The organism is Hylemonella gracilis ATCC 19624 (assembly GCF_000211835.1).
GTDB classification, from domain to species: Bacteria; Pseudomonadota; Gammaproteobacteria; order Burkholderiales; family Burkholderiaceae_C; genus Hylemonella; species Hylemonella gracilis.
Genome location: NZ_AEGR01000024.1, coordinates 62,357 through 85,218, shown reverse-complemented (window position 1 = coordinate 85,218; position 22,862 = coordinate 62,357). Strand labels below are relative to the sequence as shown.

The 22,862-nt window shown below is 67.5% G+C and carries 23 protein-coding genes; 10 read left to right on the top strand and 13 right to left on the bottom strand.

Annotated features, from left to right (window positions below; all coding sequences use genetic code 11):
• Positions 1 to 32: 32 nt before the first annotated feature.
• Positions 33 to 1,319, bottom strand: a complete 1,287-nt coding sequence (gene urtA, locus HGR_RS02020; protein ID WP_006296391.1) for an urea ABC transporter substrate-binding protein — start codon at positions 1,317 to 1,319, stop codon at positions 33 to 35.
• 319 nt (positions 1,320 to 1,638) lie between these two features.
• Here urtA and HGR_RS02015 point away from each other — a divergent pair, with 319 nt between their 5' ends.
• The 4 genes from HGR_RS02015 to fahA are packed head-to-tail and all read left to right on the top strand — an operon-like array spanning position 1,639 to position 5,235.
• Entirely contained in the window at positions 1,639 to 2,664 is a 1,026-nt protein-coding gene (locus tag HGR_RS02015; RefSeq protein WP_006296390.1) for a Bug family tripartite tricarboxylate transporter substrate binding protein, read from the top strand.
• A gap of 2 nt (positions 2,665 to 2,666) precedes the next feature.
• A complete protein-coding gene (locus tag HGR_RS02010; protein ID WP_006296389.1) occupies positions 2,667 to 3,179 on the top strand; it encodes a MarR family winged helix-turn-helix transcriptional regulator in 513 nt (170 codons plus the stop codon).
• 60 nt (positions 3,180 to 3,239) lie between these two features.
• Positions 3,240 to 3,782 (top strand): VOC family protein, encoded by a 543-nt coding sequence (locus HGR_RS02005; protein WP_006296388.1) that lies wholly within the window; start codon positions 3,240 to 3,242, stop codon positions 3,780 to 3,782.
• A gap of 49 nt (positions 3,783 to 3,831) precedes the next feature.
• Positions 3,832 to 5,235: a fumarylacetoacetase gene (gene fahA / locus HGR_RS02000; protein ID WP_006296387.1), complete on the top strand. Its 1,404-nt coding sequence runs from the start codon at positions 3,832 to 3,834 to the stop codon at positions 5,233 to 5,235.
• 45 nt (positions 5,236 to 5,280) lie between these two features.
• Here fahA and HGR_RS01995 read toward each other — a convergent pair whose 3' ends face one another.
• Positions 5,281 to 6,360: a patatin-like phospholipase family protein gene (locus tag HGR_RS01995; protein WP_006296386.1), complete on the bottom strand. Its 1,080-nt coding sequence runs from the start codon at positions 6,358 to 6,360 to the stop codon at positions 5,281 to 5,283.
• Between the two features lie 205 nt (positions 6,361 to 6,565).
• Here HGR_RS01995 and HGR_RS01990 point away from each other — a divergent pair, with 205 nt between their 5' ends.
• The 3 genes from HGR_RS01990 (at position 6,566) to HGR_RS01980 (ending at position 9,807) form a co-directional block, all read left to right on the top strand.
• Positions 6,566 to 6,994: a MarR family winged helix-turn-helix transcriptional regulator gene (locus tag HGR_RS01990; RefSeq protein WP_006296385.1), complete on the top strand. Its 429-nt coding sequence runs from the start codon at positions 6,566 to 6,568 to the stop codon at positions 6,992 to 6,994.
• Positions 6,995 to 7,067: 73 nt separating this feature from the next.
• Entirely contained in the window at positions 7,068 to 8,159 is a 1,092-nt protein-coding gene (locus tag HGR_RS01985) for an HlyD family secretion protein (RefSeq protein ID WP_006296384.1), read from the top strand.
• A gap of 46 nt (positions 8,160 to 8,205) precedes the next feature.
• On the top strand, positions 8,206 to 9,807 hold the full coding sequence (locus HGR_RS01980; protein ID WP_006296383.1) for a DHA2 family efflux MFS transporter permease subunit: 1,602 nt from the start codon (positions 8,206 to 8,208) through the stop codon (positions 9,805 to 9,807).
• 55 nt (positions 9,808 to 9,862) lie between these two features.
• Here HGR_RS01980 and HGR_RS01975 read toward each other — a convergent pair whose 3' ends face one another.
• From HGR_RS01975 to HGR_RS01935, 9 genes are all read right to left on the bottom strand, one after another.
• Positions 9,863 to 10,597 (bottom strand): GntR family transcriptional regulator, encoded by a 735-nt coding sequence (locus HGR_RS01975; protein ID WP_006296382.1) that lies wholly within the window; start codon positions 10,595 to 10,597, stop codon positions 9,863 to 9,865.
• A gap of 16 nt (positions 10,598 to 10,613) precedes the next feature.
• Positions 10,614 to 11,273, bottom strand: coding sequence for a cysteine hydrolase family protein (locus tag HGR_RS01970; RefSeq protein ID WP_006296381.1), 660 nt, complete (start codon positions 11,271 to 11,273; stop codon positions 10,614 to 10,616).
• A 106-nt stretch (positions 11,274 to 11,379) separates the two neighbouring features.
• On the bottom strand, positions 11,380 to 11,751 hold the full coding sequence (gene hpxZ / locus HGR_RS01965; protein ID WP_006296380.1) for an oxalurate catabolism protein HpxZ: 372 nt from the start codon (positions 11,749 to 11,751) through the stop codon (positions 11,380 to 11,382).
• On the bottom strand, positions 11,751 to 13,151 hold the full coding sequence (locus HGR_RS01960; RefSeq protein ID WP_006296379.1) for an AtzE family amidohydrolase: 1,401 nt from the start codon (positions 13,149 to 13,151) through the stop codon (positions 11,751 to 11,753). Before HGR_RS01960 ends, hpxZ begins: the two co-directional genes overlap by 1 nt.
• Positions 13,148 to 13,357 carry a DUF4089 domain-containing protein gene (locus HGR_RS01955; protein WP_006296378.1) on the bottom strand — a complete coding sequence of 70 codons (210 nt, stop codon included), beginning with the start codon at positions 13,355 to 13,357 and terminating at the stop codon, positions 13,148 to 13,150. The genes HGR_RS01960 and HGR_RS01955 overlap by 4 nt, the downstream gene beginning before the upstream one ends.
• A 17-nt stretch (positions 13,358 to 13,374) precedes the next feature.
• The gene (locus HGR_RS01950; RefSeq protein ID WP_006296377.1) at positions 13,375 to 14,298 is read right to left on the bottom strand and encodes an ABC transporter permease; all 924 of its coding nucleotides are present in this window, start codon (positions 14,296 to 14,298) and stop codon (positions 13,375 to 13,377) included.
• A gap of 10 nt (positions 14,299 to 14,308) precedes the next feature.
• A complete protein-coding gene (locus HGR_RS01945) occupies positions 14,309 to 15,391 on the bottom strand; it encodes an ABC transporter permease (protein WP_006296376.1) in 1,083 nt (360 codons plus the stop codon).
• The gene (locus HGR_RS01940; protein WP_006296375.1) at positions 15,388 to 17,061 is read right to left on the bottom strand and encodes an ABC transporter ATP-binding protein; all 1,674 of its coding nucleotides are present in this window, start codon (positions 17,059 to 17,061) and stop codon (positions 15,388 to 15,390) included. The genes HGR_RS01945 and HGR_RS01940 overlap by 4 nt, the downstream gene beginning before the upstream one ends.
• Before the next feature lie 3 nt (positions 17,062 to 17,064).
• Positions 17,065 to 18,042: a BMP family protein gene (locus HGR_RS01935; protein ID WP_006296374.1), complete on the bottom strand. Its 978-nt coding sequence runs from the start codon at positions 18,040 to 18,042 to the stop codon at positions 17,065 to 17,067.
• A gap of 247 nt (positions 18,043 to 18,289) precedes the next feature.
• Here HGR_RS01935 and HGR_RS01930 point away from each other — a divergent pair, with 247 nt between their 5' ends.
• The 3 genes from HGR_RS01930 to HGR_RS01920 are packed head-to-tail and all read left to right on the top strand — an operon-like array spanning position 18,290 to position 21,050.
• Entirely contained in the window at positions 18,290 to 19,087 is a 798-nt protein-coding gene (locus HGR_RS01930; RefSeq protein ID WP_006296373.1) for a cysteine hydrolase, read from the top strand.
• The gene (locus HGR_RS01925; protein WP_006296372.1) at positions 19,084 to 20,322 is read left to right on the top strand and encodes an amidase; all 1,239 of its coding nucleotides are present in this window, start codon (positions 19,084 to 19,086) and stop codon (positions 20,320 to 20,322) included. The genes HGR_RS01930 and HGR_RS01925 overlap by 4 nt, the downstream gene beginning before the upstream one ends.
• Positions 20,323 to 20,333: 11 nt before the next feature.
• Positions 20,334 to 21,050 (top strand): TetR/AcrR family transcriptional regulator, encoded by a 717-nt coding sequence (locus HGR_RS01920; RefSeq protein WP_006296371.1) that lies wholly within the window; start codon positions 20,334 to 20,336, stop codon positions 21,048 to 21,050.
• A 56-nt stretch (positions 21,051 to 21,106) separates the two neighbouring features.
• Here the strand turns inward: HGR_RS01920 and HGR_RS01915 are convergent, their stop codons facing one another.
• Both HGR_RS01915 and HGR_RS01910 read right to left on the bottom strand, forming a co-directional pair.
• Positions 21,107 to 21,928, bottom strand: coding sequence for an ABC transporter ATP-binding protein (locus tag HGR_RS01915; RefSeq protein ID WP_039852050.1), 822 nt, complete (start codon positions 21,926 to 21,928; stop codon positions 21,107 to 21,109).
• A 91-nt stretch (positions 21,929 to 22,019) separates the two neighbouring features.
• A complete protein-coding gene (locus tag HGR_RS01910) occupies positions 22,020 to 22,859 on the bottom strand; it encodes an ABC transporter permease (protein ID WP_006296369.1) in 840 nt (279 codons plus the stop codon).
• Positions 22,860 to 22,862: the final 3 nt, after the last annotated feature.

Here is a 22,862-nt window from a genome sequence, read left to right as displayed (position 1 = left end):
GGGGCGGCCCGCCAGGGCCGACTCGGGGGGGATTACATTTTTGTCTTGCCGTCCGGCTCGTCCTTCTTGCCCTTGTTCTCGGGGATGTAGGGGCTCCAGGGTTGGGCCTTGACCGGACCCGGGGTCTTCCACACCACGTTGAACTGGCCATCGGCCTTGACTTCGCCGATGAACACGCTCTTGTGCAGGTGGTGGTTCTTCTCGTCCATCTTGGACGTGATGCCCGACGGTGCCTTGAAGGTCTGGCCGGCCATCGCCTTGATCACCGCGTCCACATCCGTGGTCTTGGCCTTCTCGACGGCCTGCTTCCACATGTTGATGCCGATGTAGGTGGCTTCCATCGGGTCATTGGTCAGCGGCTTGTCCTTGTGGCCGGGGATGGCCTTGGCCTTGGCGTAGGTGGCCCACTTCTTGGTGAACTCGGTGTTGGCCGGGCTCTTGATGCTCATGAAGTAGTTCCAGGCGGCCAGGTGGCCAACCAGGGGCTTGGTGTCCACGCCACGCAGCTCTTCCTCGCCGACCGAGAATGCAACGACCGGCACGTCGGTGGCCTTCAAGCCCGCATTGCCCAGTTCCTTGTAGAAGGGCACGTTGGAGTCGCCGTTGATGGTCGAGACCACGGCCGTCTTCTTGCCAGCGGAGGCGAACTTCTTGATGTTGGCGATGATGGTCTGGTAGTCGGAGTGGCCAAAGGGCGTGTACTCCTCCATGATGTCTTCGTCCTTGATGCCCTTGCTGTGCAGGAAGGAACGCAGGATCTTGTTCGTCGTGCGCGGGTACACGTAGTCCGTGCCCAACAGCACGAAGCGCTTGGCGGAACCGCCGTCCTTGCTCATCAGGTATTCCACGGCGGGAATGGCCTGCTGGTTCGGTGCGGCGCCCGTGTAGAACACGTTCTTGGACAGCTCTTCACCCTCGTACTGCACGGGGTAGAACAGCAGGCCGTTGAGTTCTTCCACGACCGGCAGCACCGACTTGCGCGACACCGACGTCCAGCAGCCGAAGATCACAGCCACCTTGTCTTGCGTCAGCAGCTGCTTGGTCTTCTCGGCGAACAGGGGCCAGTTGGAGGCCGGGTCGACGATCACGGGCTCGAGTTTCTTGCCCAGCACGCCGCCCTTGGCATTGATTTCGTCGATGGCCATCAGCACGGTGTCTTTCAACACCGTCTCGGAAATGGCCATGGTGCCGGACAGGCTGTGCAGCACGCCCACCTTGATGGTGTCGGCGGCTTGGGCGGACAGGCCCGTCAGGCCGAAGGTGGACACGGCGGTGGCCGCGGCCAGCGCCTTGAGCGTGTAACGACGTTGGGATTTCATGGGGGAGGACTCCGTTCGATGAGGGAAGGTGGGTGGGAAGAAAGCAAGGCCAATGTAAAAAAGGTGGCCTCGTGCAGGAATACGCCGGACGGCGTACGCACCGAGCCCCCGGCACCCGGTGTTCCTGGTCGGACGCCCAGGCCTCGACCCGTCCGCTGCCGCGCGGGGGACAACACACAAACACATGTGCACCGACAGACCTTCCGCCCGGGCAAACCCCTAGCTGATGGGCGCTCCAGATGGTTGCACGCGCAACCATAACGGCGCTACAGTTCATCGGCCGGAACACACGGCTTCAACCAGATCAGGAGACAAGACCATGCCCCATCCCAGTACGCCCGCGGTTTGCAACACCGCCCGTCGCTTGTTCACGGCCGGCCTGGCCACCACGCTGATGTCCGCCGGCCTGCTGGCCGCCGGCTCCGCCTCGGCCCAGAGTTACCCCAGCAAGCCCATCGAGTGGGTCGTGCCCTACCCGGCCGGCGGCGGCACCGACGTGCTGGCCCGCACCCTTGCCGAATCCATGAGCCGCACGCTGGGTCAACCCATCGTCATCAACAACAAGCCGGGCGCGGCCACCAGCATCGGCGCGGCCTACGTTGCCGAAGCCAAGGCGGACGGCTACACCCTGCTGTCGGCCGACACGGCCACGCTGGCGGCCAACCCCTTCCTCTATCGCAAGCTGCCCTACGACGCCGAGAAGAGCTTCGCGCCCATCGGCCTGACGGTGCGCTTTCCGCTGATCCTGGCCGTCAACCCGCAGGTGCCCGCCAAGGACCTGAAGGAATTCACCGCCTGGGCCAAGGCCCAGCAGTCCGGCCCCAACGGCGCCAACTACGGCTCACCGGGCGCGGGCAGCCCGCACCACTTGGCCACCGCGCTCTTCGCTCAGCAGACGCAGCTCACGCTCACGCACGTGCCCTACCGCGGCGCGGCGCCCGCCATTCAGGACGTGGTCGGCGGCCAGATTCCCTTCATGTTCGTGGACACCGCCGCGGGCAAGGCTTTCCTGGAGAGCGGCAAGCTCAAGCCGATCGGCGTGGCCAGCGACCGCCGCGTGCGCGGCTTCAACACCGTGCCCACGCTGAACGAACAAGGCTTGAAAGGCTTTGAAGCCTATGCGTGGCAGGGCGTGGTCGTGCCCGCTGGCACGCCCGCGCCCGTGGTGGCCAAGTTGCATAAAGCCCTGCACGACGCCTTCAACGACGACAACGTCAAGGCCCGCCTGATCGCGCTGGGCCTGGAAGCCATCCAGAGCACGCCCGAGGAAATGGCCGCCTACGCCGCGGCCGAGCGCGCCAAGTGGGGCCCGGTGATCAAGGCCGCCAACATCACGGTGGAGTGAGCGTGACTCAGACCCCCGACCCCACCCCGCTGGAACGCACCTTCACCTACCGGCTGCATCTGCTGCAGAAGGTGAGTGATTTGGAGACCCAGCAGCGCTATCCAGGGGCGGTCGGGCTCAGTCTGAGCGATGGCCGCTGTCTGACCGCCATCGGCCGTTTCGAGTCCCTGTCGGTCAAGGACCTGGCGCGCTACGCCAACCTGAACAAAAGCCAGGCCAGCCGTGCCGCGCAGGCCTTGGTGACATTGGGTCTGGTCAGCAAGCGCGACAGTCAACAAGACGGACGAGGCGTCACGCTGACGCTGACCGCGGCGGGCCGCAAGGCCTGCGCGCGTGCCATGCAATTGGTGCACGAACGCAACGCGGAAATCGTCGGCTGTCTCACGCCGACTGAGCAAACCCAGCTGAGTGCTCTGCTCGATCGCCTGGTCGCGCACAACCATGGGTTGGCGCTGGCCCATGGCGCCGCGGACGCCAGCGAGCCCGAGGACGAAGACGCCACATCCGCGCTCTGAGCCACGCCCGACCGGTCCGCCCATCGCCCTTCACTCTTCCCATGCCACGAGGAGCTCCTCATGAAGATATCCAAGATCCACCACGTCGCCTACCGCTGCAAGGACGCCAAGCAGACCGTGGAGTGGTACCAGAAGTACCTCAACATGGACTTCCAACTCGCCTTCGCCGAGGACTATGTTCCCTCCACCAAAGCGCATGACCCCTACATGCACATCTTCCTCGACGCAGGCGGTGGCAACGTGCTTGCCTTCTTCGAACTGCCCACGCAGCCCGAGATGGGCCGCGACGAAAACACGCCTGCCTGGGTGCAGCACATCGCCTTCGAGGTGGACAGCCTGGACACCCTGGAAGACGTGAAGGCCCGCCTGCAGGCCGATGGCATCGAGGTGGTGGGCGTCACCGACCACACCCTGTTCAAGTCCATCTATTTCTTCGACCCCAATGGCCACCGCCTTGAACTGGCCGTGGACACCAGCACGCCCGAGTTGAATCGGCGCGCGGCCGAGGTCAAGTGGGACATGCTCAACGAGTGGGCCCAGACCAAGCGCGCGCCCAAGCACGCGGCTTGGATGCATTCGCTGGAACTGGCCGACGCGAAGTGATCCGACCACAGCGCCCCACCCACCTTCCCCCTGCCCCGTTCCCTCTTCCATGACCACGACACGCCCTTTCCGTCTCAACGAAACCCACGACCCGGCACTGCGCAGTTGGGTGGTGTCCGCGAACCCCCGTGCCGCGATCGCGGCCAGCGACGCGGTCGCGGCCCAAGCCGCCACGGTGAGCGACTTTCCCATCCAGAACCTGCCTTACGCCATCTTCCGGCGCAGCCACACGGACGAGCGGTTCCGCGCCGGCGTCGCCATCGGCGACCAGGTGTTGGACCTGGCGCCGCATGCGGTCCATCAGGCGCTAAAGCTGGACGCCAGCCTGGCCGCGGCGCTCACGCTCTGCCGTGAAGATGCCGCACTCAACGCGCTGATGGCGCTGGGTCCCGCGGCCTGGTCTGGTCTGCGGCTGGCCCTCTCGCGGGGGCTGCGCGCCGAGGCCTCGCACGCGGTGCAAGCCGTGCTGCAAGCCCACCTGACGCCCCAGGCCGAGGTGGAATACGCCTTGCCGGCGCGCATCGGCGACTACACCGATTTCTATACCTCGGTCCACCACGCCACCAACGTGGGCCGGCTCTTCCGGCCCGACAACCCGCTGCTGCCCAACTACAAATGGGTGCCGATTGGCTACCACGGACGCAGCAGCAGCATCGGCGTGTCAGGCCAGCAGTTCCATCGGCCCAAGGGCCAGTTGATGGCGCCCGGCGCCGACCCCGCCACCACGGCGCCGACGCTCGCACCCACGCAGCGGCTGGACATCGAACTGGAACTGGGCATCTTCATCGGCCAAGGTAATCCACTGGGCGAGCCGGTGCCGCTGGTCGAAGCCGAGGACCATGTGTTTGGCCTGTGCCTGCTCAACGATTGGTCGGCCCGCGACATCCAGGCCTGGGAATACCAGCCGCTCGGACCGATGCTCTCCAAGAACTTCGCGACCACGATCTCGCCTTGGATCGTGACGCTGGAAGCGCTCGCCCCGTACCGCACAGCGTTCACGCGCCCGGACGGAGACCCCCAACCCCTGCCCTACCTGGACAGCGCGGCCAATCGCGAGGGCGGGGCCTTCGACATCCAGCTCGAAGTGCTGATCCAGACCAGCCGCATGCGCCAGGCCGGTCAAGCCGCGCACCGCATCGTGCGCACCAGCTATCGGCATGCCTACTGGACGCTGGCGCAGCTGGTCACCCACCACACCGTCGGCGGCTGCAATCTACAGCCGGGCGATCTGTTCGGCAGCGGCACCCTGTCCGGCCCCACCCTCGAGGAAGCGGGCGCGTTGCTGGAGCTGACCCGCGGTGGCAAGCAGCCGCTGAGCCTGCCCGATGGCGAGCAGCGCACCTTCCTGCACGACGGTGACCGAGTGACGCTGCGCGGCCATTGTGAGAAAGCCGGCGCGGTGCGCATTGGCTTCGGGGATTGCACGGGCACGGTGCTGCCCGCGAAAGGCTAAGGCCAGAGCAAGCAGCGACGAATCGGATCTGGGTATGCGCCGTGCTCAGGCGAACAAGGCCTGCACGTCGATGCTGGAACGCCGTCCGACATGGACGGCGTTGTCGCGCAGCCAGTCCTGCGCATGCTCGCGGCCCTGCGCGTGCAGGTACTGCAGAAAAGGGGCATACGGCAGCATCTTGCTTTCACTGCGGGCCAGGCTTTCCAGCTCGCTGCCCCCGATCATGTGAAAGCGCATCGCGCGCAAGCGACGCTCCAGCTTGGTGTTGAACAGCGAATAGGACGGCAGCGCGGCGAACATGCGCATCTCGCGCATGAAGTGGGTGTTGAAGCCCAGCTCGGCGATGCGGGTCTCGATCTCCGCCGCGCTCTGCGGCATGCGGCTGCGCCGCAGGGGGTTGAGCAACACCAGCAGCACATCGCTGCTGCGGCAGGCGTGGAACAGCGGGTAAACCGCCGGATTGGCGCTGTAGCCGCCGTCCCAATAGGGCTCGCCCTCGATCACCACGGTGCGGTGGATGCGCGGCAGGCAGGCAGAGGCCAGCATCACATCCACAGTCAGTTCGTGTTCTCGGAAGACGCGCAACCGCGCGGTGTTGACCTGGGTCGCGCCGATGAAGAGCTTGAAGGGCGATTGCCGGCGCAAGGCCTCGAAGTCGATATGCGCGACCAGCAGGTCCCGCAGGGGGTTGAGGTCGAAGGGGTTGATCTGCGCCGGCGAGAACTGGCTGGCCCAGCTGGCCAGCAGGCGCCCAGCCGAACCCAGGCTGACGGCGCCCTGACCGGGGCTGACCAGACCGAAGCCCAAGGGGTCCACGGTGTGGGCCGGCATTTTCTGGCCCAGCGCCGTCCAGAAATCGGCCAACGCCCGGCGCGCGCCCGCGCGGCCCCCGATGCCGTCGGCCTCGCCCTTGATCCAGCCATCGGCCAGCACCACGGCGTTCACCGCGCCCGCGCTGCTGCCTGACAAGCCCTCGAACACCAGACCCGCGCCCGGTTCATCCGCGCCGGCCTCGGACTGCGGGGACTCTCCCGCGGCGAGCAAGGCGTCAAGCACACCCCAGGTGTAGGCGCCGTGGGCGCCACCGCCTTGCAGGGCAAGATTCAAGGCAAGGGGATGGGTCATGCGGCGCAGTATGACCCATCCGCCCGCGCCGACTGGGTTTTGTCATACCCGCTGACGTGGCGAGCGGCTCGCGCCGAGGCAGAACGTCGCGCTCCGGGCACAGCCTGCCGCCACCGACAGGGGGAAAGCAGCTCGCTTGCAAAATGGCATGCAAGGCATATAATAAGCATTGCTTACTATTAATCCGCAGACGCAGACCCACCCCATGGCACGCTCCCAGGACACCCTCGGTTTTTTGCTGGCGGACATCATGCGCCAGATGCGCCGCATCTACGCGCAACGCCTGCAAGGCACCTCCATGACCCTGGCGCAAGCCAAGGTTCTGCTCAACGTGGAGCGCCATCCCGGCATCCGCCAAGTGGATCTGGCCGAACTGCTGGACATCCAGCCCATCACCCTGGCCCGGCTGATTGATCAGCTCAGTCAGTCGGGCTGGGTGGAGCGCCGCGCCGACCCCCAAGACCGCAGGGCCTACCAGCTGCATCTGCTGCCCAAGGCCGCGCCGATCCTGGAAACCATCGCGGAAACGGCCGCGGGTGTGCATGCCGAGGCGCTGCAAGGCGTGCCGGCCGCGCAAGCCGCCACCCTGATGAACGTGCTGCGCACCGTGCGCGACAACCTCGGTCAGCGCTGACGCATCGCGCGCCATTCTTCCATCGTCTGTTTCTTTCCTTGCCCTCCGTTTTCTCTCCTCAAGGTTCACAGCAATGAGTACCTCCACCTCACTCCCCTCCACGCCCGACACCCAGCGCCGTCGCCAACGCCGCCTCTTGCTGATCGCGGTGCCCTCCCTGGCCCTGCTGCTCATCGGCGGGCTCTACCTGCACGGCGGCCGCAAGGTGGAAACCGACAACGCCTACGTGAAAGCCGACAAAGTGCCGGTGAGCGCCGAAGTGCAAGGCACCGTGCAGCAGGTGCTGGTCCAGGAAAACGAAACCGTTGCCGCGGGTCAGCCGCTGTTCCGCGTGGACGACGCGCCCTACCGAGTGGCCGTGGCAGGCGCCGAGGCGAAACTGGCCCAGGTTCGCAACGACTTGGCCGCCACCCGCGCCGGCTACCGCGAGAAGCAGGCCGAGATCGCGCTGGCGCGCTCGCGCTACCAGTCCGCCCTGCGTGAGCAGAAACGCCAAGCCGATCTGGTCGCCAGCAACTTCGTCTCCGCCGTGCAATACGACAACGCGCGCGACGCCGCCACCATCGCGCAACAGCAGGTGCAGACGCTGGAAGAAGACCTCAAGCGCATCGGCGAGACCTTGGGTGGCGGCGAGAACGCGCTGACCGCGCCCATCGAGAAGCACCCGAACTACCTGGCGGCTCAGGCCTCCCTGGCCCAGGCCCGGTTGGACCTGGCCCGCGTGGAAGTGCGCGCCTCGCTGCCGGGCACGGTGAACAAGCCGCCCAAGCCCGGCCAGTTCGTCAGCCCGGGCGCCAGCGCGATGGCCTTGGTGGTCAACGGCGAGCCGTGGATCGAAGCCAACTTCCCAGAGACCGACCTGACCCATGTGCAAGCCGGCCAACCCGTGGTCATCCGCGTGGACACCTACCCCGACGCGGTCTGGACCGGCACGGTGGACAGCCTGAGCCCGGCCACGGGCGCTGAGTTCTCAGTGATCCCCGCGCAAAACGCAACCGGGAACTGGGTGAAGATCGCCCAGCGCGTGCCGGTGCGCATCCGGCTGCAATCCTTGCAAGCCCGTTCCTCGGGGACGGGGACCGCCCCCGAACTGCGTGCCGGCCTCTCCGCGCACGTCGAGATCGACACCGGCTACCGCCGCCGTTTCCTGGGGCTGACGCTCTGATTCGCGTCACAGGCACCCACGCTTTTCCTGATCAGGTGACGAGGCCATGAGCAGCAACACCGCCGCGCTGGACAACAGCGCCGCTCCCCCGAGCGCCCACACCGCCACGCCCACCGCGCCCGCGGCGTCTGACGTGCAGCATCGCGGACTCATCACCCTGTCGGTGATGCTGTCCACCATCATGCAGGCGCTGGACACCACCATCGCCAACGTCGCGCTGCCGCACATGCAGGGTGCCATGGGCGCCACGCAGGACCAGATTTCCTGGGTGCTGACCTCCTACATCGTCGCGGCGGCCATCTTCATGCCGCTGACGGGCATCCTGTCCGCGCGGCTGGGCCGCAAGCGCATCTTCCTCTGGTCGGTCGCGGGCTTCACCATCGCCTCCATGCTCTGCGGCGCGGCGCAGAACCTGACTCAGATCGTGCTCTTTCGCATGCTGCAGGGGGTCTTCGGCGCCGCCCTGGTGCCGCTGTCACAGACCGTGCTGCTCGACACCTACCCGCGCGAAAAGCACGGCTCGGCCATGGCCATGTGGGGCGTGGGCGTGATGGTCGGCCCCATCCTCGGGCCCGCCCTGGGCGGCTGGCTGACCGAGTACTACAGCTGGCGCTGGGTGTTCTACATCAACCTGCCCTTCGGCATCCTGGCCTGGCTGGGCATCGCGGCTTACGTGCGCGAGACGCCACTGGACCGCCGCCGCTTCGATCTGCTGGGCTTCGTGCTGCTGGGCCTCGGCATCGGTGCCCTGCAGATGATGCTGGACCGCGGCGAGTCGCAGGACTGGTTCGCCAGCCCCGAGATCGTGGTGGAGACCTTGCTGATGGGGTTTGCCTTCTACCTCTTCATCACGCACACGCTCACGCACGAACACCCGTTCCTGGAGCCGGGCATGTTCCGCGACCGCAACTTCAGCGTCGGCCTGGTCTTCATCTTCATCGTCGGCATCATCCTGCTGGCCACCATGGCCCTGCTGCCGCCCTTCCTGTCCAACCTGATGGGCTACCCCGTGATCGATGTGGGCCTGGTGCTGGCGCCGCGCGGGCTGGGCACCATGGCGGCCATGGTCATCGTGGGCAAGCTCTCGGGCAAGGTGGACCCGCGCAAGCTCATCGTGCTGGGCCTGTCGCTCACCACCCTGTCGCTCTGGCAGATGACGCAGTTCAACACCGACATCGGCAACCGGCAGCTGATCATCTCGGGCGTGATCCAGGGCTTCGGGCTGGGCTTCATCTTCGTGCCGCTGTCGACCGTGACCTTCGCCACCATCGCCCCGCGCTGGCGCAGCGACGCCACCTCGCTCTTCAGCCTGATGCGCAACATCGGCAGCAGCATTGGCATCTCGGTCGTCACCACCTACCTGGCCCAGCGCGCCCAGGCCAACCACGCGGCCTTCGCGGGTTACATCAACCCCTGGAGCCTGCCGCTGCAGCAGGCCGCGCACAGCGGCGGCATCGACCTGTCCACCACGGCGGGCCTGTCCACCCTCAACAGTCTGGTCACGCGTGAAGCGGCGGTGCTGGCCTACCTGCAGGATTTCCGCCTGATGATGTGGGTGACCGTCGCAGCCCTGCCCCTGGTGCTGCTGCTCAAACGTCCGGCGCCCGCGCCCAAGGGCGACGCGGCGCATGCGGCGGTGATCGAGTAAGCAGCAAGGGCGGCACACCCGCCCGCCAACACCTGGCGACCGTCAGGCGACCAGATCAGGCCGCCGATTCCGGTGCGTGCCGCGCCAGATGCACCTGGTGCAGCGTGATCTTGCGCACCTCGGCCTGGCTGGTCTCGATGTGGGCGCGCAGCAGCAGCACCGCCTGATCGCCGCGCTTGCGCTGGATGGCGTGCAGGATCTTGGCGTGCTCCTCGTAGGTGGCGTCGATGCGCGCGGGCTTGGTGAAGTCCAACCGGCGGATGATGCGGATGCGCTCGGTCACGTCGCGGTGCACACGCGCCATCTCGGCGTTGCCGGCCGCGGCCACCAGGCTGGCGTGGAACTCCTCGTCCCACTGCGCCACCTGGCGGACGTCGCCGCTGCGCTGCTCGGCGGGCACCAGCCAGACGGCGTCCAGCGCCTCAAGGCGGGCACGGTCCACCTGGGGATCGTCACCGCACAGGCGCTGCACGGCCGCCGTCTCGATGACCAGGCGCAGGTCGTAGAGCTGCTCAAATTTCTCGAAATCAAAGGGCAGCACGCGCCAGCCATTGCGAAACAACACCTCGACCAAGCCTTCTTGCTGCAAGCGCAACAGGGCTTCACGCACGGGCGTGCGGGAGACGCCGAGTCGCTCGCTGAGTTCGTTTTCGGTGAAGCGGTCGCCCGGCACCAACCGGAAATCGGCCACGTCGCGCTTGAGCTGCTCGTAGACCCGTTCGGAACGCGAGGGAGGCTGCGGTGTGACGCGGCGGGCAGTACGGCGGGTGACAGGGGTGGGCATGGGCATGAAGTAGGCGCGGGGCCTACTTTAGCGCAGCCAACAGCGCCTCGCTCCTTGCCGTCCAACCGACGATGGCGCCTTGGGCGCGGATCATCTCCAGGGTCGCGGCCTTGAAGGCCGGGAAATAGCTCTCGGTACAGTCCTCCAGCACCAGGCTGTCGTAACCGCGGTCATTGGCCTCGCGCATCGAGGTCTGCACGCAAACCTCGGTGGTCACGCCCATGAAAATCAGGTGGGTCACGCCGCGCGCCTGCAGTTTTTCATGCAAGCCCGTGGCCCAGAACATGCCCTTGCCAGGTTTGTCAATCACCAGCTCGCCGGGGGCCGGCGCGAGCGCGTCGATGATCTGGTTGCCCGGTTCACCCGCGACCAGGATGCGGCCCATGGGGCCCGCATCACCGATGCGCAGACTGGGGTTGCCACGCAGTCGCTTGGCCGGCGGGCAGTCCGACAGGTCAGGCTGGTGGGCCTCGCGCGTGTGCAGCACCAAACCGCCCGCGCGCCGCCAGGCGGCCAGCACCGAGCGGCACGCCGGCACGATGGCGGCCAGCAGCGAGACGTCATTGCCCAGGGTCTCGCCGAAACCGCCGGGTTCGATGAAGTCGCGCTGCATGTCGATGAGGACCAGCGCCGTCGCGCGCGGGTCGCATTCGTAGGCGAAGGGTTGGGCGTTGATGTGCACGGTCGACCTCCTTTTCTTTCACTGCCAGGGCATGCAATTCATGGCATGCAGCTCACGTCGTGTCCCACACGTCATTCCGTTCAGCGCACACACCGGTTCCATCCCTTCAGCCCATCCAGCTCACGTGCGCGGCCACCACGCGCCAACCTTCGGGCGTGCGCAGCCAGGTCTGGCTCTGACGGCCCGTGCGGTCCACCCCCGGGCGCCGGAATTCGACGTTGGCGGTCGCGAAGTCGCGCCCGTAAGTGGTGATGGCCGTGCGCAGCAGTTCGCGTGCTCCGGGTGCGGGGCGCGCGTTGCGGAAAGCGCGGATGGCGGCAATGCCGTAAAGGTTCTCACCGGCGCCGTAACGCAGGGTGTGCGGACTGTCCCAAAACAGTTCGTCCAGCACGGTCGTGTCATTGGCCGCCAGCGCGGCTTCGTAGCGCTCGAAAGCAGTGGTCACCTCGGCCAGTACCTCGGGCAGGTTGATCTCCATCACAGCGTCGTCTCCTTCAGGCAGGCCACGCCCGCCGCTTGCAACACATGGGCGGCGCGCAGCGCCAGGTCTTCGCGCCAGGGCGCGGCGATGATCTGCACGCCGATCGGCAACGGACCCGCCTCGCCCCCGGGCCACAGCGGCGCGGCCACCACGGGGCAGCCCGCGAAAGACACCGGTTGCGTCAGCAGACCCAGCGAAGGACGGCAGGGCAGGCGTTCGCCCTGGATCTCGATCCACTCCGTGCCGATCACGGGCGCGGCGATCGGGGTGGCCGGGGCCAACAGCACATCCCATTGCGCGAACAAAGCGTTCACCTTGTCGCGGTAGACGCGACGGAAACGTTGCGCGCGGGTCATCCAGGCGGCTGGCTGCAAGGCCCCGGCGATGAAGCGGTCCACCGACAGGGGCTCGGCCTCGTCGGCGCGCTGGCGCAGGTGGTCCAGGTGCAGGCTGCCGCCCTCGCTGGCGGTGACGATGAAGGCCGCCGCACGCGCCTCGGCGGCATCGGGCCAGAGCACCTGTTCACGCGCGTCCAGCGCGCGGGCCGCGGCCAGGACCGCCGCGCGGGCCGGGGCCGTGGCCAGGTCTTCAAAGTAGCCCCCCAGCACGCCCACGCGCAGCCCGGCGACGCCTTGTGCCAGCGTGGGCAGCACCGCCTGCACCGCGCGGGCATGGCAGCCCGGGTCCTGCGGGTCGGGGTACTGCAGCGCGTCGTAGGACAAGGCCAGCCCTTCCACCGAATCCGCGAAAGGCCCCAGGTGGTCGATGCTGTGCACGAAGGGGTAACTGCCCCTGCGCGAGAGCCGCCCGAACGTGGGCTTGAGCCCCCAGACGCCGCAGAGCGAGGACGGCACGCGGATCGATCCATTGGTGTCCGAGCCCAGCGTGATGTTCACCTGCCCGGCCGCGATGGCCGCACCTGAGCCGCCCGAGGAACCCCCGGCACTGCGGCTCAGGTCGTGCGGGTTGCGCGTGGGGCCCTGGTGCGAGTTCTCGGTGGTGAAACCGTAGGCGTACTCGTCCATGTTGAGCGCGCCGACCAGCACCGCGCCCGCGTCCCGCATGCGCTGCACCAGCACGGCGTCGGCCCGCGCGGGCGGATCATCGCGATTGATCTTCGAGCCCGCCAGCGTCACCTCACCTTCAATGTCGAACAGGTTCTTGACCGCGTAGGGCACGCCAGCCAGGGGCGGCAGTCTCTCGCCACGCGCGCGGCGGGCGTCGACGTCGGCCGCCTCGCGCCGGGCGCGTTCGAAGGTGCGGGCGGTGAAGGCGTTGACGCGCCCGTCCGTCGCCTCGATGCGCGCGATGGCTTGGCCCAGGGCCTCGGCCGCGCTGAGCTGCCCGGCGGCGATGGCACTTGCCAGCTCATGGGTTCTCAAGGGCATCCCCGTCATGCGGACGCTCCCGGCACGGGCCGCGCGGGGCAGTAAATCTCGGCGGGCTCGTCCTCAACCGCGAGGTCCAGGCGTTCCAGCAAGGCCGCCATCGCGGCCGTGCGTTGCAGGTGCCCGGCCACGCGCGCGGCGCGGGCTTCGTCCAGGGGCAGGTCCAGCAGGCGCGCCGAGGCACGCACATAGGTCAACATCTCGTCGTCGCTCACGCCAAGTTCTCCCTCATTCAACGGCCTGCATAGGGTTGGGCGAGCGCCGTCGGCGCGACCTGGCGACCGACCAGGCCACCCACGGCCAGCAGGGCCAGCACATAGGGCAAGGCAATCAGCAAGGCACTGGGCACCTGCACGCCCAGGGCGGGCAACTGGAATTGCAAGGCCGTGGCCGCGCCGAACAAGCCGCAAGCCAGCAGGGTGCGGCCCAGCTTCCAGTTGCCGAAGATGACCGCCGCGATGGCCAGGTAACCCGCGCCGCTGGTCATGCCTTCGGTGAAGGTGTGGATGTCGCCAATGGACAGGAAACACCCCGCCAGCGCCGACATGAATCCGGTGAACAGCACCGCGCCGTAGCGGATGCGCCGGACCTTCAACCCCGAGTGGCTGGCCGCCTGCGGCGACATGCCGGCGGCGTGCACGGCCAGGCCGGTGGCAGTGGAACGCATCACCCAGGCGATAGCCACGACCAGCAGCAGCGCCGCATACAGCAGCCAGGTCTGCGTGAAGACGTGCTCACCCAGATAGGGGATGTCGGCCAGCCCCGGCGGCGCCCACTTGTCCAGACCCGGGATCTCAGCGCGCGAGCGGCTGCCAAACAGGGCGCGGTAGCCCAGCGTGGTGGCGCCCAGCACCAGAATGTTGATGCCGATGCCGGTGACGATCTGGTTGGCGCGCAGCGTGATGCTCAGGAAGGCCTGCAGCCAGGCAATCGGCAGCACGCACAGCACGCCGAACAGCAGGCCGAGCAGCGGCGAGCCGGTCATCCACGAAGCCGTGGCGCCCGCGAAGGCGCCCGCCAGCATCATGCCCTCCACGCTCATATTGAGCACGCCGGCACGCTCGCTCACGTACTCACCGGCGGCAGCCAGCAGCAGGGGCGCAGCAAGGCGGATGCTGGAGCCGATGAAGACGGCGGCCAATTCGGGTTCGATCATGGGTGACCTTTCATGGTGTGCGGGCCTCCATGCGCTGGATGCCCAGGGCCGCGCCCGCCAGCGTCACGATGATCAAGCCCTGGATCACCACGACCAGGGCCGTGGGCACCTGCGCCACCATCTCCATGTTGATGCCGCCCGAGCGCAAGAAGCCAAACAGCAGGGCCCCGGCGATCACGCCCGGCATCGAGCCGCGCGCCAGCAGGCCGACGACGAGGCCGTCAAACCCATAACCCGAAGAAAAGCCCGCCTTCAGCGTGTATTGCTCGCCCTGCAGCATGCAGGCCCCCGCGAGCCCGCCAAAGGCACCGGCCGCGCAAAGCACGCCGATCGTGAGCCGCTCGATGGGCATGCCGGCGCGGCGCGCGGCGCGCGGGTTCAGACCGGTGGCGCGCAGCTGCAGGCCCAGCACCGTGCGCCGCAGGATGACCGCAACCACGAGAGCCAGCACGAGGCCCAGCAGCAGACCCGCATGCAGGGGCATGGACGCATCCCCCGTCAGCAGCGGCAACTGCGTGGCCTCGGGAATCTCCAAAGACTCCGGCAGCGTGGCCGAGCTCGTCATGGGTCGGCGCAGCAGGCTCTCTGACTGCACGCTGCCGTAAACCATCCAGATCGCGATGAAGGACAGCAGCAGCGTGGCGATCACCTCGTTGGTCCCCGCCTTGACTTTGAGCACCCCCGCGATGCCGCCCCAGAGCGCACCCGCCAAGCAGGCCCCCAGCAAAGGCACGACAAAGGACAGCCCCCAGGGCAGGGCCGCCACTGGCGCCCACAGCGCGAACGCCGTGGCCGTGATGCCGCCGACGGCGATCTGCCCCTCGCCGCCCACATTGGTCAGGCTGGCGCGCTCGGCCAGGATGAACCCCAGGCCCACGAGCATGAAGACCAGGGCACGGTTGAGCGAGGCCGCCAGGGCATAGGGCGAGCCCCAAGCCCCATCGGCGAAAGCCGCCACCGCCTCGCCCACGGGCACCCCCATCAGGGCGATCAGCAGTGCGCCCACCCCGAAAGCCAACAACACCGCCACCGCCGACACCAGCAGGACAGGACTGGGCCGCAAGCGGATCAGCAGGGAGGTCCTCCAACTCATGCCAGCACCTCTTCCTCTTCTCGATGGCCCGCCATCCAGGCACCAATGCGCGCGCGGTCGGCCCCGGCCGTCGCGCAACTGCCCATGATGCGGCCGCGGTAGAGCACCACGACCCGGTGCGCCACCGACAGCAGTTCGTCCAGTTCCGACGAGATCAGCAGCACGCCCACACCCCGCGCCGCCGCGGCGCGGATATGACCGTAGACGGCTTCGACCGCGCCCACGTCCAGACCGCGCGTGGGCTGCGCCGCCAGCAGGAAGCGTAAGGGGTCGAGCGTGAGTTCACGCGCCAGCACGGCCTTTTGCTGGTTGCCGCCGGACAGTCCACCAAAGGCCACGTCCGGGCTGGCCGCGCGCACGTCGAAGCGCCGCATCAGGTCCAGCGCCGCCTCGCGCATGGCCGTCCGGTCAAGCAGGCCGAAACGGCGGTAATCGCGCAGGCGGTCGAGCAGGAGGTTCTCCGCCACGCTCATGCCCGTGACGCAGGCCAGGGCATGGCGGTCCTCGGGCACGACACCGCAACCCGCACCGGTCAGGGCGCGCGGCGTGGCGCGCGTCATCTCTTGCCCCTGAATGAAATACCGGCCTTCGGTCGGCGCCAACATGCCCGAGAGCACGGCGCCCAATTCACTTTGCCCATTGCCCTCCACGCCCGCGACCGCGACGATCTCGCCGGGGTCCACCAGCAGGGTGAAGTTGTCCAGGCGCAGCACGCCGTCGGCATCGCGCACGGTCAGGCCATCGGCATGCAAGGCGGCCTCGGGCACGGGCTGACCGGGCGCGCGCGGGGCAAAGGATGTTGCAGCAGGTCCGGCTGTGAGCCCGGACGAGGCAAGAGATGAGAACGATGCGACCGGCATGGGCGCGGAGGCGTGGGCCGGGGCGTTCAGTTCGCGCTGGATCATCGCGCGCACCAGCGTGTCGATCTCACGCGCGGGCGCGTCCGAACGCGCCACCACCCGGCCCGCGCGCAGCACCGTGGCGCGGCGCGCGATCTGCTGGATCTCGGCCAGCTTGTGCGTGACCAACACCACGCCGCAGCCTTGCTGAGCGACGCGCTCGCAGACGGCCAGCAACGCCTTGATCTCCTCCGGCAGCAGCACGGCCGTGGGCTCGTCCAGCACCAGGAGGCGCGGTTCACGCGCCAGGCACTTGACGATTTCCACCCGCTGGCGTTCGCCCACCGACAAATCCTGGATGCGGGCGTGCGGGTCCAGCGCCAGGCCGTAGCGCTCGTGCATGGCCAGGATGCGCGCCGCGCCCGCCTTGCGATCCAGCACCCCCCAACGTGTGTCGTTCGCTTGGCCCAGCAGCAGGTTGTCCAGCACCGTCATGTCGGGCACCAGGCTGAAATGCTGGTGCACCATGGCGATGCCCTGCGCCAGCGCATCCGCGGGCGAACGCGGCTGGTAGGCCGCACCGGCCAGCGTCATGGCACCGGCGTCGGGCTGGTGCACGCCGAACACCAGGTTGCACAGCGTGGACTTGCCGGCGCCGTTCTCGCCGAGCAAGCAGTGCACCTCGCCTGGGTGGAGTTCCAGCGACACCTCACCCAAAGCCTGCAACGCCCCGAAGCGCTTGGACAAGCCATCCAGGCGCAGCAGGGCCGCGCCGCCGCCGTCACGGCCATCGCCGTGCGTCAGGGTCGAGGTGGGCAGACCGGCCTGCATGGCTCAGCCTTCCAGCACCTTGATCTTGCCGGACTGGATGTCCTTCTTGATCTGTTCGAGCTTGTTCTTCTGCTCGGCCGTGCCGCCGCAGATCACCATGTCAGACGCCTTGGGCCCCATGGCCAGGCCGAAGGGCTTGTAGCCCGCCTTCCAGGTGCCTGCAACCGCTTCCTTGATGGCGTACTGCACCTGGAAGCCCACGCCCGTGATGCTGTAGGCCACGTAGAGCGGATCGCTGCCGCAGTAATTGGTGTAGCTGCCGATGATCTTGGTGCCCTTTTCCTTGGCCGCCTGTTCCAGGCCGCGCAGGCCGAGGTTGAGGATGTGGTAGTGCACGTCGGCCCCCTGGGCGATGGCGGCCAGGGTGGCTTCCTTGGATTTGGCGACGTTGTCGAAGTCACCCGTGTAGTTCTCGAAGTACTTGATCTTGGGATTGATGTACTTGGCGCCGTTGCCGAATTCCTTGCCGGCGTTGACGATGGAGGGGATCTCCATGCCGCCGACATAGCTCACGGCGCCGTTCTTGGACAGCATGGCGGCGGCGGCGCCGGCGACGAAGGCGATCTCGGCCTGCTTCACGTCGTAACCGGCGACGTTCGCCAGTTCCTCGGACTTGTTGCCGCCGACGATGGAGAACTTGACCTTGGGGAAACGCTTGGAGACCTTGAGCACCGCGGCCTGGGTCTGACCGCCCACGCCGATCACAAGGGCGTTCTTGCTGGCCAGGTTGGTCAACGCCTGCTCCATGTCGGCGTAGTTGATGTTCTCGATCATCTGCACCTTGATCTTGGCGCCCAGCTCCTTCTGCGCGGCGACCAAGCCGTCATAGCCGGACTCCATCCAGCCCTTGTCGGACTTGGAGCCAGGAATCAGGATGCCAACGGCCAGGGGGTCGGCGGCTTGCGCCGGCACGGCCAGCAAGAAGGCGGCGAGCAGGCCACCCAGGGCGAACACACGACGGGAGAAAACGGAAGCTTCCATGACGAGACCTTTCAACGTATGGGTTGCGGCAAGTAAATAACTGATTACTTACAGGCATGCCTCTTGCAATAACGATGCCAGCCGCGGCGCCCCGTCAAGGCCGGTTTTCGAGGCCCGCGGACGGCGATTCGGGGCGTTCGCGGTGCGCGGGTGGTGCGCGCGCGCGCCATCGCACCAAACCGTGGCACGGCCTGTCCAAAACCGCGCCCCCATCCGTGTCCCCTGGTCCTTCATCGCAGGAGTTCCCATGAAACCTCACCCCTACATTCCCGACCCGCGCCCCGACAACGCCCTGGGCCTGGCCCCGCAGTACTACTGGGTGGCCAGCGAGCGCGAGGTCGACATGTCGGTGGAGCCGCCCGCGCCCGTGCGTGCGCGCATCGACGCCGAGCCGCAAAACGTGGTGCTGGACCTGCGCCGCACGGCCATCGTCATCATCGACCTGCAAAACGACTTCTGCACTGAGGGCGGCTGGGTCGATCACATCGGCGGCAACTACCAGGCCGACCGCGCGCCCATCGCGCCGCTGGAAGCCCTGCTGCCCGCGCTGCGCCAGGCCGGCGTGCCGGTGATCTGGGTGAATTGGGGCAACCGCCCAGACCTGGCCAACATGTCGCCCAACCAGATCCACCTCTACAAGAACAGCGGCAAGGGCGTGGGCTTGGGCGACCCGCTGCCCAATGGCAAGGGCCATGTGCTGCAAAAGGATTCCTGGCCCGCCGCCATCGTCGACGAGCTGACACCCCATGACGGCGATTACCTCGTGGACAAGCACCGCATCAGCGGCTTCTGGGACACCCCTCTGGACAGCATCCTGCGCAACCTGGGCGTCAAGAGCATCCTGTTCGCCGGCTGCAACACCGACCAATGCGTGCTGCACACGCTGACCGACGCCAACTTCCTGGGCTATGGCTGCGTCATGCTCAGCGATTGCTGCGCCACAAGCTCGCCCTACTTCTGCACCGAGGCGACGATCTGGAACGTCAAGAAATGCTTCGGCTTCGTCACCGACTCCACGGCGGTGCTGCGCGCCTTGCCAGCATGAACCTGTCCGGCGCGGGTGATCCGGCGCCCCACCCCTCGGGTGCTTTCGTCCCTGGCCCGCGTGCGGAACGCGAGCCAACCGGACCCGGCCGGCTCGCGGGTGTGCGTTTGGCCGTCAAGGACCTGATCGACGTGGGCGGCACGATCACGGGCGGCGGCAACCCCGACTGGGCGAGCTCGCACGGCGAGGCAGCGGCGGACGCGCCCTGCGTCGCCGCGCTGCGCGCCGCGGGCGCGCGCGTCGTCGGCAAGACCGTCACCGATGAACTGGCCTTCAGCTTGGAAGGCGAGAACGCCTTCTTCGGCACGCCGGTCCACCCGCTGGACCCCGGGCGCCTGCCCGGCGGCTCGTCCAGCGGCTCCGCCGTGGCCGTGGCCTGGGGCGAAGCCGACCTGGCCCTGGGCACGGACACCGGCGGCTCGGTGCGCGTGCCCGCCTCGTTCTGCGGCCTGCACGCCCTGCGGCCCACGCATGGACGCATTGCCCTGAGCGGCGTGCTGCCCTTCGCGCCCAGCCTGGACACCGTGGGCTGGTTCGCGCGCGATGCCGCGCTGCTGCGCGACGCCGGGCAGGTGTTGCTCGGTGGCTCGTCCGCCCCAACCCCCGTTCGTGCTCCGCTGCGCCTGTGCATCGCGCAAGACACACTCGCCCTGGCCTCCCCCGAGGTGCGCGAGGCCTTGCTGGACTGGGCCCGGCGCGCCGGTCTGCGGGAGGAGCGCCTGGCCTTTGGTGAGGGCGAGGGCGACGCCGCTGTCGCCCAGGAACAGGGCACGGCACCGTGGCGTGATTGGCTGACCGCCTATGCCACACTCCAGGGCTTGGAAATCCGCACCCACCTCGGCCCTTGGATCCGCGCGCGACGCCCGCGCTTCGGCCCCGCGATCGCACCGCGCTTCGCGGGTGCATTGGCCTTGGACGAGTCCATCGGGGCGCGCTGGCGCGCGTGGCGCACCGACGCGGCGCGTGCCTTGCGTGAGCGACTGGGGCAGGACGAAGCCTGGCTGGTTCCGGCCGCGCCCACCGTCGCGCTGCACCGCGGCGCGGACGCCGCAACGCGCAACGCCTTCTACGACCACGCGCTGGCCTTGGGCGCACTGGCCGGACTGGCCGGGTTGCCCCAGCTCGTACTGCCGCTGCGCCACACCCAAGGTCTGCCGATCGGACTGTCTTTCATCTCCGCGCCTGGCCATGACGAGCGCCTGCTCGACCTCGCCGTGGCCTTGTCGACCGCTTAGGAAACCCGTTTTTGAGCACCCGTCCCACACCGCGCCGCGCGGCCGCGCCCACTGCGGCACGCGCTGCCCCCAGCAGCACGTCCAAGCAGGCCAAGAGCCGTCCCGCCGTCCGCCGCGACCCGGAGCGCACCCGCGCCCGGCTGCTGGAAGCCGCCGTCGAAGAATTCGCCAGCCACGGCTACAGCGGCGCGCGCACCGACCGCATCGTGCAAGCGGCAGGTACGAGCATCCGCATGCTCTACCATTACTTCGGCGGCAAGGACGGTCTGTACCTGGAGGTGCTGGACACGGTGATGGCGCAACTGCGCCAGGCGGAGTTGCAGGCCATCCCCGATGACTTGCCGCCGATGGAGGGACTGCTGCGTGCCTTCGACTTCATCGCCGAGCACTTCGCCGACCATCCCAAGCTGCGCAAGCTGCTGGCCTTCGAGAACCTGAACGAGGCGCGGCACCTGTCGCTGTCCGAGCGCATCCCTCAGATGGCGGCACCGGTGGTCGGCCGCATCCGGCAGTTGCTGGCGCGCGGCGCGGCGACGGGCGAAGTGCGCGCGGACATCGACGCCCTGCAGCTTTACATCGCCATGGCCGGCCTGGCCTATTACGGCCGGCAGCACGCCCACACGCTCTCGCACATCCTCAAACGCGACCTGCTCAAGCCCAGCTGGCAAAAATCCAACCTGAATACATGCCGCGCCATGGTCGAGGCCTATCTGAAGCCCCCGGGCTGAAGCCGTCCCGCGGCGGCCAACACACCGCTTGGGGCCTAGGCCCTTTGGCGCCAGCGCTAGCGCCGCACCTCGCGCTGAAAGATCTCCAGGCTCTTCTTCTTGGTGGCGACGAAGCTGGCCTCTGACAAGGTCTCGACCGTGCGCGGACGGGCATCGTCGTAGGGCAGGATTTCAGCCACGCGGGTCGGGCGCTTGGTGAGCAAGAGTACCTGGTCGGCCAGGTAGACGGCCTCCTCCAGGTCGTGCGAGACCAGCAGCATGGTGGTGCCGGTCTGCATGAAGACCTCTTGCAGCTTCTCGCGGATGAACAGTGTCATCTCGAAATCCAGCGCCGAGAATGGCTCATCCAGGAACAGCACTTCCGGCTTGGGCGCCAACGCGCGCATGATGGACGCGGTCTGCTGCTGCCCGCCCGAGAGTTCGTAGGGATAGCGGTTGAGGTCGAACTTGACGTCGAAGCTGGCTACCAGCTCGGCCATGCGGCGGTCCACCTCGGCCTTGCTCTGGCCTTCGAGCTTGAGCGGGTAGGCGATGTTGTCGATGGTGCGCATCCAGGGAAACATGGCCTCGCGGTAGTTCTGGAAGACGTAACCGATCTTGGTGTCCTGGAGCGACTTGCCGTCGAACAGGATCTCGCCGCTGTCGATGGGCACCAGGCCCGCGATCATGTTGATCAGCGTGGATTTGCCGCAGCCGTTCGGCCCGAAGACCGAGACGATCTTGCCCTTGGGAATGTCGAGGTCGAAGTTCTCGTACAGCGGCCAGCCTGCGAAATACTTGGTCAAGCTGCGGATGGTGATGTGGGTGCCCGCCGGGCCAGGCCGGAAAGGTGCCAGCGGCACGTCGGCGACCACGGGGGCATTCAGAACCTCGCTCATGATGTTTTCTCCCACGCTGCGCGCGACATGTTGTCGCCGCCCCCCAATGAAAAGAGGGCGTTCGCTGGCTTGAAGCGATTCCGCGCTGCGTTCATCTTCCACTCCAGTGAACAATTCGACGCTCGGCGACGAGGAACAGGATGTTCAGCACATAACCCAGGATGCCGGCCGACAGGATGGCGGCGTACATGTCCTTCACATTCATCACCTGCTGCGCGTTGATGATGCGGTTGCCCAGGCCGCTGTCGGAACCGATGAACATCTCGGCCACGATCACGATCACCAGGGCCATGGACACGGCCGAGCGCAGGCCCACGAAGCTGGGCTGGAGGCTTTCCCAGATCAGCACGTCCTTGAAGATCTGCCACCGCGAGGCGCCCATGACCTTGGCCGCCATCACGCGCTGCTTGCGCGCGTTGATCACACCGTAGGCGCTGTTGAACACCACGATCAGCAGGGCACCAAAGGCCGCGATCGCCACCTTGTTGATGTCGGACACGCCGAAGATCATCAGGAAGAGCGGGATCAGCGCCGAGGACGGCGTGGAACGGAAGAAGTCGATCAGGAACTCCACGCTGCGGTAGGCCTTCTCGGCGCTGCCCAGCACCACGCCCAGGGGCACCCCGACCACCGCCGCGATCAGGAAGGCCTGCGCGGTCCGCCACAACGTGACGACGAAGTCCGTCAGCAACGGCCCCCCGGCCAGGCCGTTGAGCAAGGTGCTGACGGTGGCAGCCGGCGGCGGCAGCAGGATGGGCTTGACCATGCCCAAGCGCACGACCAAGTCCCAGACGATGAAGAGCAAGGCCGGGCCGATGAAGGGCAAGGCCTTGGCCCAGTTTCGTTTGCGCGGCACGGCAGGCGCCCCGCCAACGGCCTGGGCCCAAGGGCTGGCAGACCGCTGGCCACCAGCGGAGGTGGAGTCCGTCATGGT

What these genes read in the sequence shown, in the direction of transcription:
- HGR_RS01935 (WP_006296374.1), bottom strand. Translation starts at nt 18,042, where the DNA reads ATGGAAGCTTCCGTTTTCTCCCGTCGTGTGTTCGCCCTGGGTGGCCTG.
- HGR_RS02005 (WP_006296388.1), top strand. Translation starts at nt 3,240, where the DNA reads ATGAAGATATCCAAGATCCACCACGTCGCCTACCGCTGCAAGGACGCC.
- HGR_RS01910 (WP_006296369.1), bottom strand. Translation starts at nt 22,859, where the DNA reads ATGACGGACTCCACCTCCGCTGGTGGCCAGCGGTCTGCCAGCCCTTGG.
- HGR_RS01960 (WP_006296379.1), bottom strand. Translation starts at nt 13,151, where the DNA reads ATGACGGGGATGCCCTTGAGAACCCATGAGCTGGCAAGTGCCATCGCC.
- fahA (WP_006296387.1), top strand. Translation starts at nt 3,832, where the DNA reads ATGACCACGACACGCCCTTTCCGTCTCAACGAAACCCACGACCCGGCA.
- HGR_RS01985 (WP_006296384.1), top strand. Translation starts at nt 7,068, where the DNA reads ATGAGTACCTCCACCTCACTCCCCTCCACGCCCGACACCCAGCGCCGT.
- urtA (WP_006296391.1), bottom strand. Translation starts at nt 1,319, where the DNA reads ATGAAATCCCAACGTCGTTACACGCTCAAGGCGCTGGCCGCGGCCACC.
- HGR_RS01980 (WP_006296383.1), top strand. Translation starts at nt 8,206, where the DNA reads ATGAGCAGCAACACCGCCGCGCTGGACAACAGCGCCGCTCCCCCGAGC.
- hpxZ (WP_006296380.1), bottom strand. Translation starts at nt 11,751, where the DNA reads ATGGAGATCAACCTGCCCGAGGTACTGGCCGAGGTGACCACTGCTTTC.
- HGR_RS01990 (WP_006296385.1), top strand. Translation starts at nt 6,566, where the DNA reads ATGGCACGCTCCCAGGACACCCTCGGTTTTTTGCTGGCGGACATCATG.
- HGR_RS01915 (WP_039852050.1), bottom strand. Translation starts at nt 21,928, where the DNA reads ATGAGCGAGGTTCTGAATGCCCCCGTGGTCGCCGACGTGCCGCTGGCA.
- HGR_RS01995 (WP_006296386.1), bottom strand. Translation starts at nt 6,360, where the DNA reads ATGACCCATCCCCTTGCCTTGAATCTTGCCCTGCAAGGCGGTGGCGCC.
- HGR_RS01975 (WP_006296382.1), bottom strand. Translation starts at nt 10,597, where the DNA reads ATGCCCATGCCCACCCCTGTCACCCGCCGTACTGCCCGCCGCGTCACA.
- HGR_RS01945 (WP_006296376.1), bottom strand. Translation starts at nt 15,391, where the DNA reads ATGAGTTGGAGGACCTCCCTGCTGATCCGCTTGCGGCCCAGTCCTGTC.
- HGR_RS01950 (WP_006296377.1), bottom strand. Translation starts at nt 14,298, where the DNA reads ATGATCGAACCCGAATTGGCCGCCGTCTTCATCGGCTCCAGCATCCGC.
- HGR_RS01925 (WP_006296372.1), top strand. Translation starts at nt 19,084, where the DNA reads ATGAACCTGTCCGGCGCGGGTGATCCGGCGCCCCACCCCTCGGGTGCT.
- HGR_RS01930 (WP_006296373.1), top strand. Translation starts at nt 18,290, where the DNA reads ATGAAACCTCACCCCTACATTCCCGACCCGCGCCCCGACAACGCCCTG.
- HGR_RS01940 (WP_006296375.1), bottom strand. Translation starts at nt 17,061, where the DNA reads ATGCAGGCCGGTCTGCCCACCTCGACCCTGACGCACGGCGATGGCCGT.
- HGR_RS02015 (WP_006296390.1), top strand. Translation starts at nt 1,639, where the DNA reads ATGCCCCATCCCAGTACGCCCGCGGTTTGCAACACCGCCCGTCGCTTG.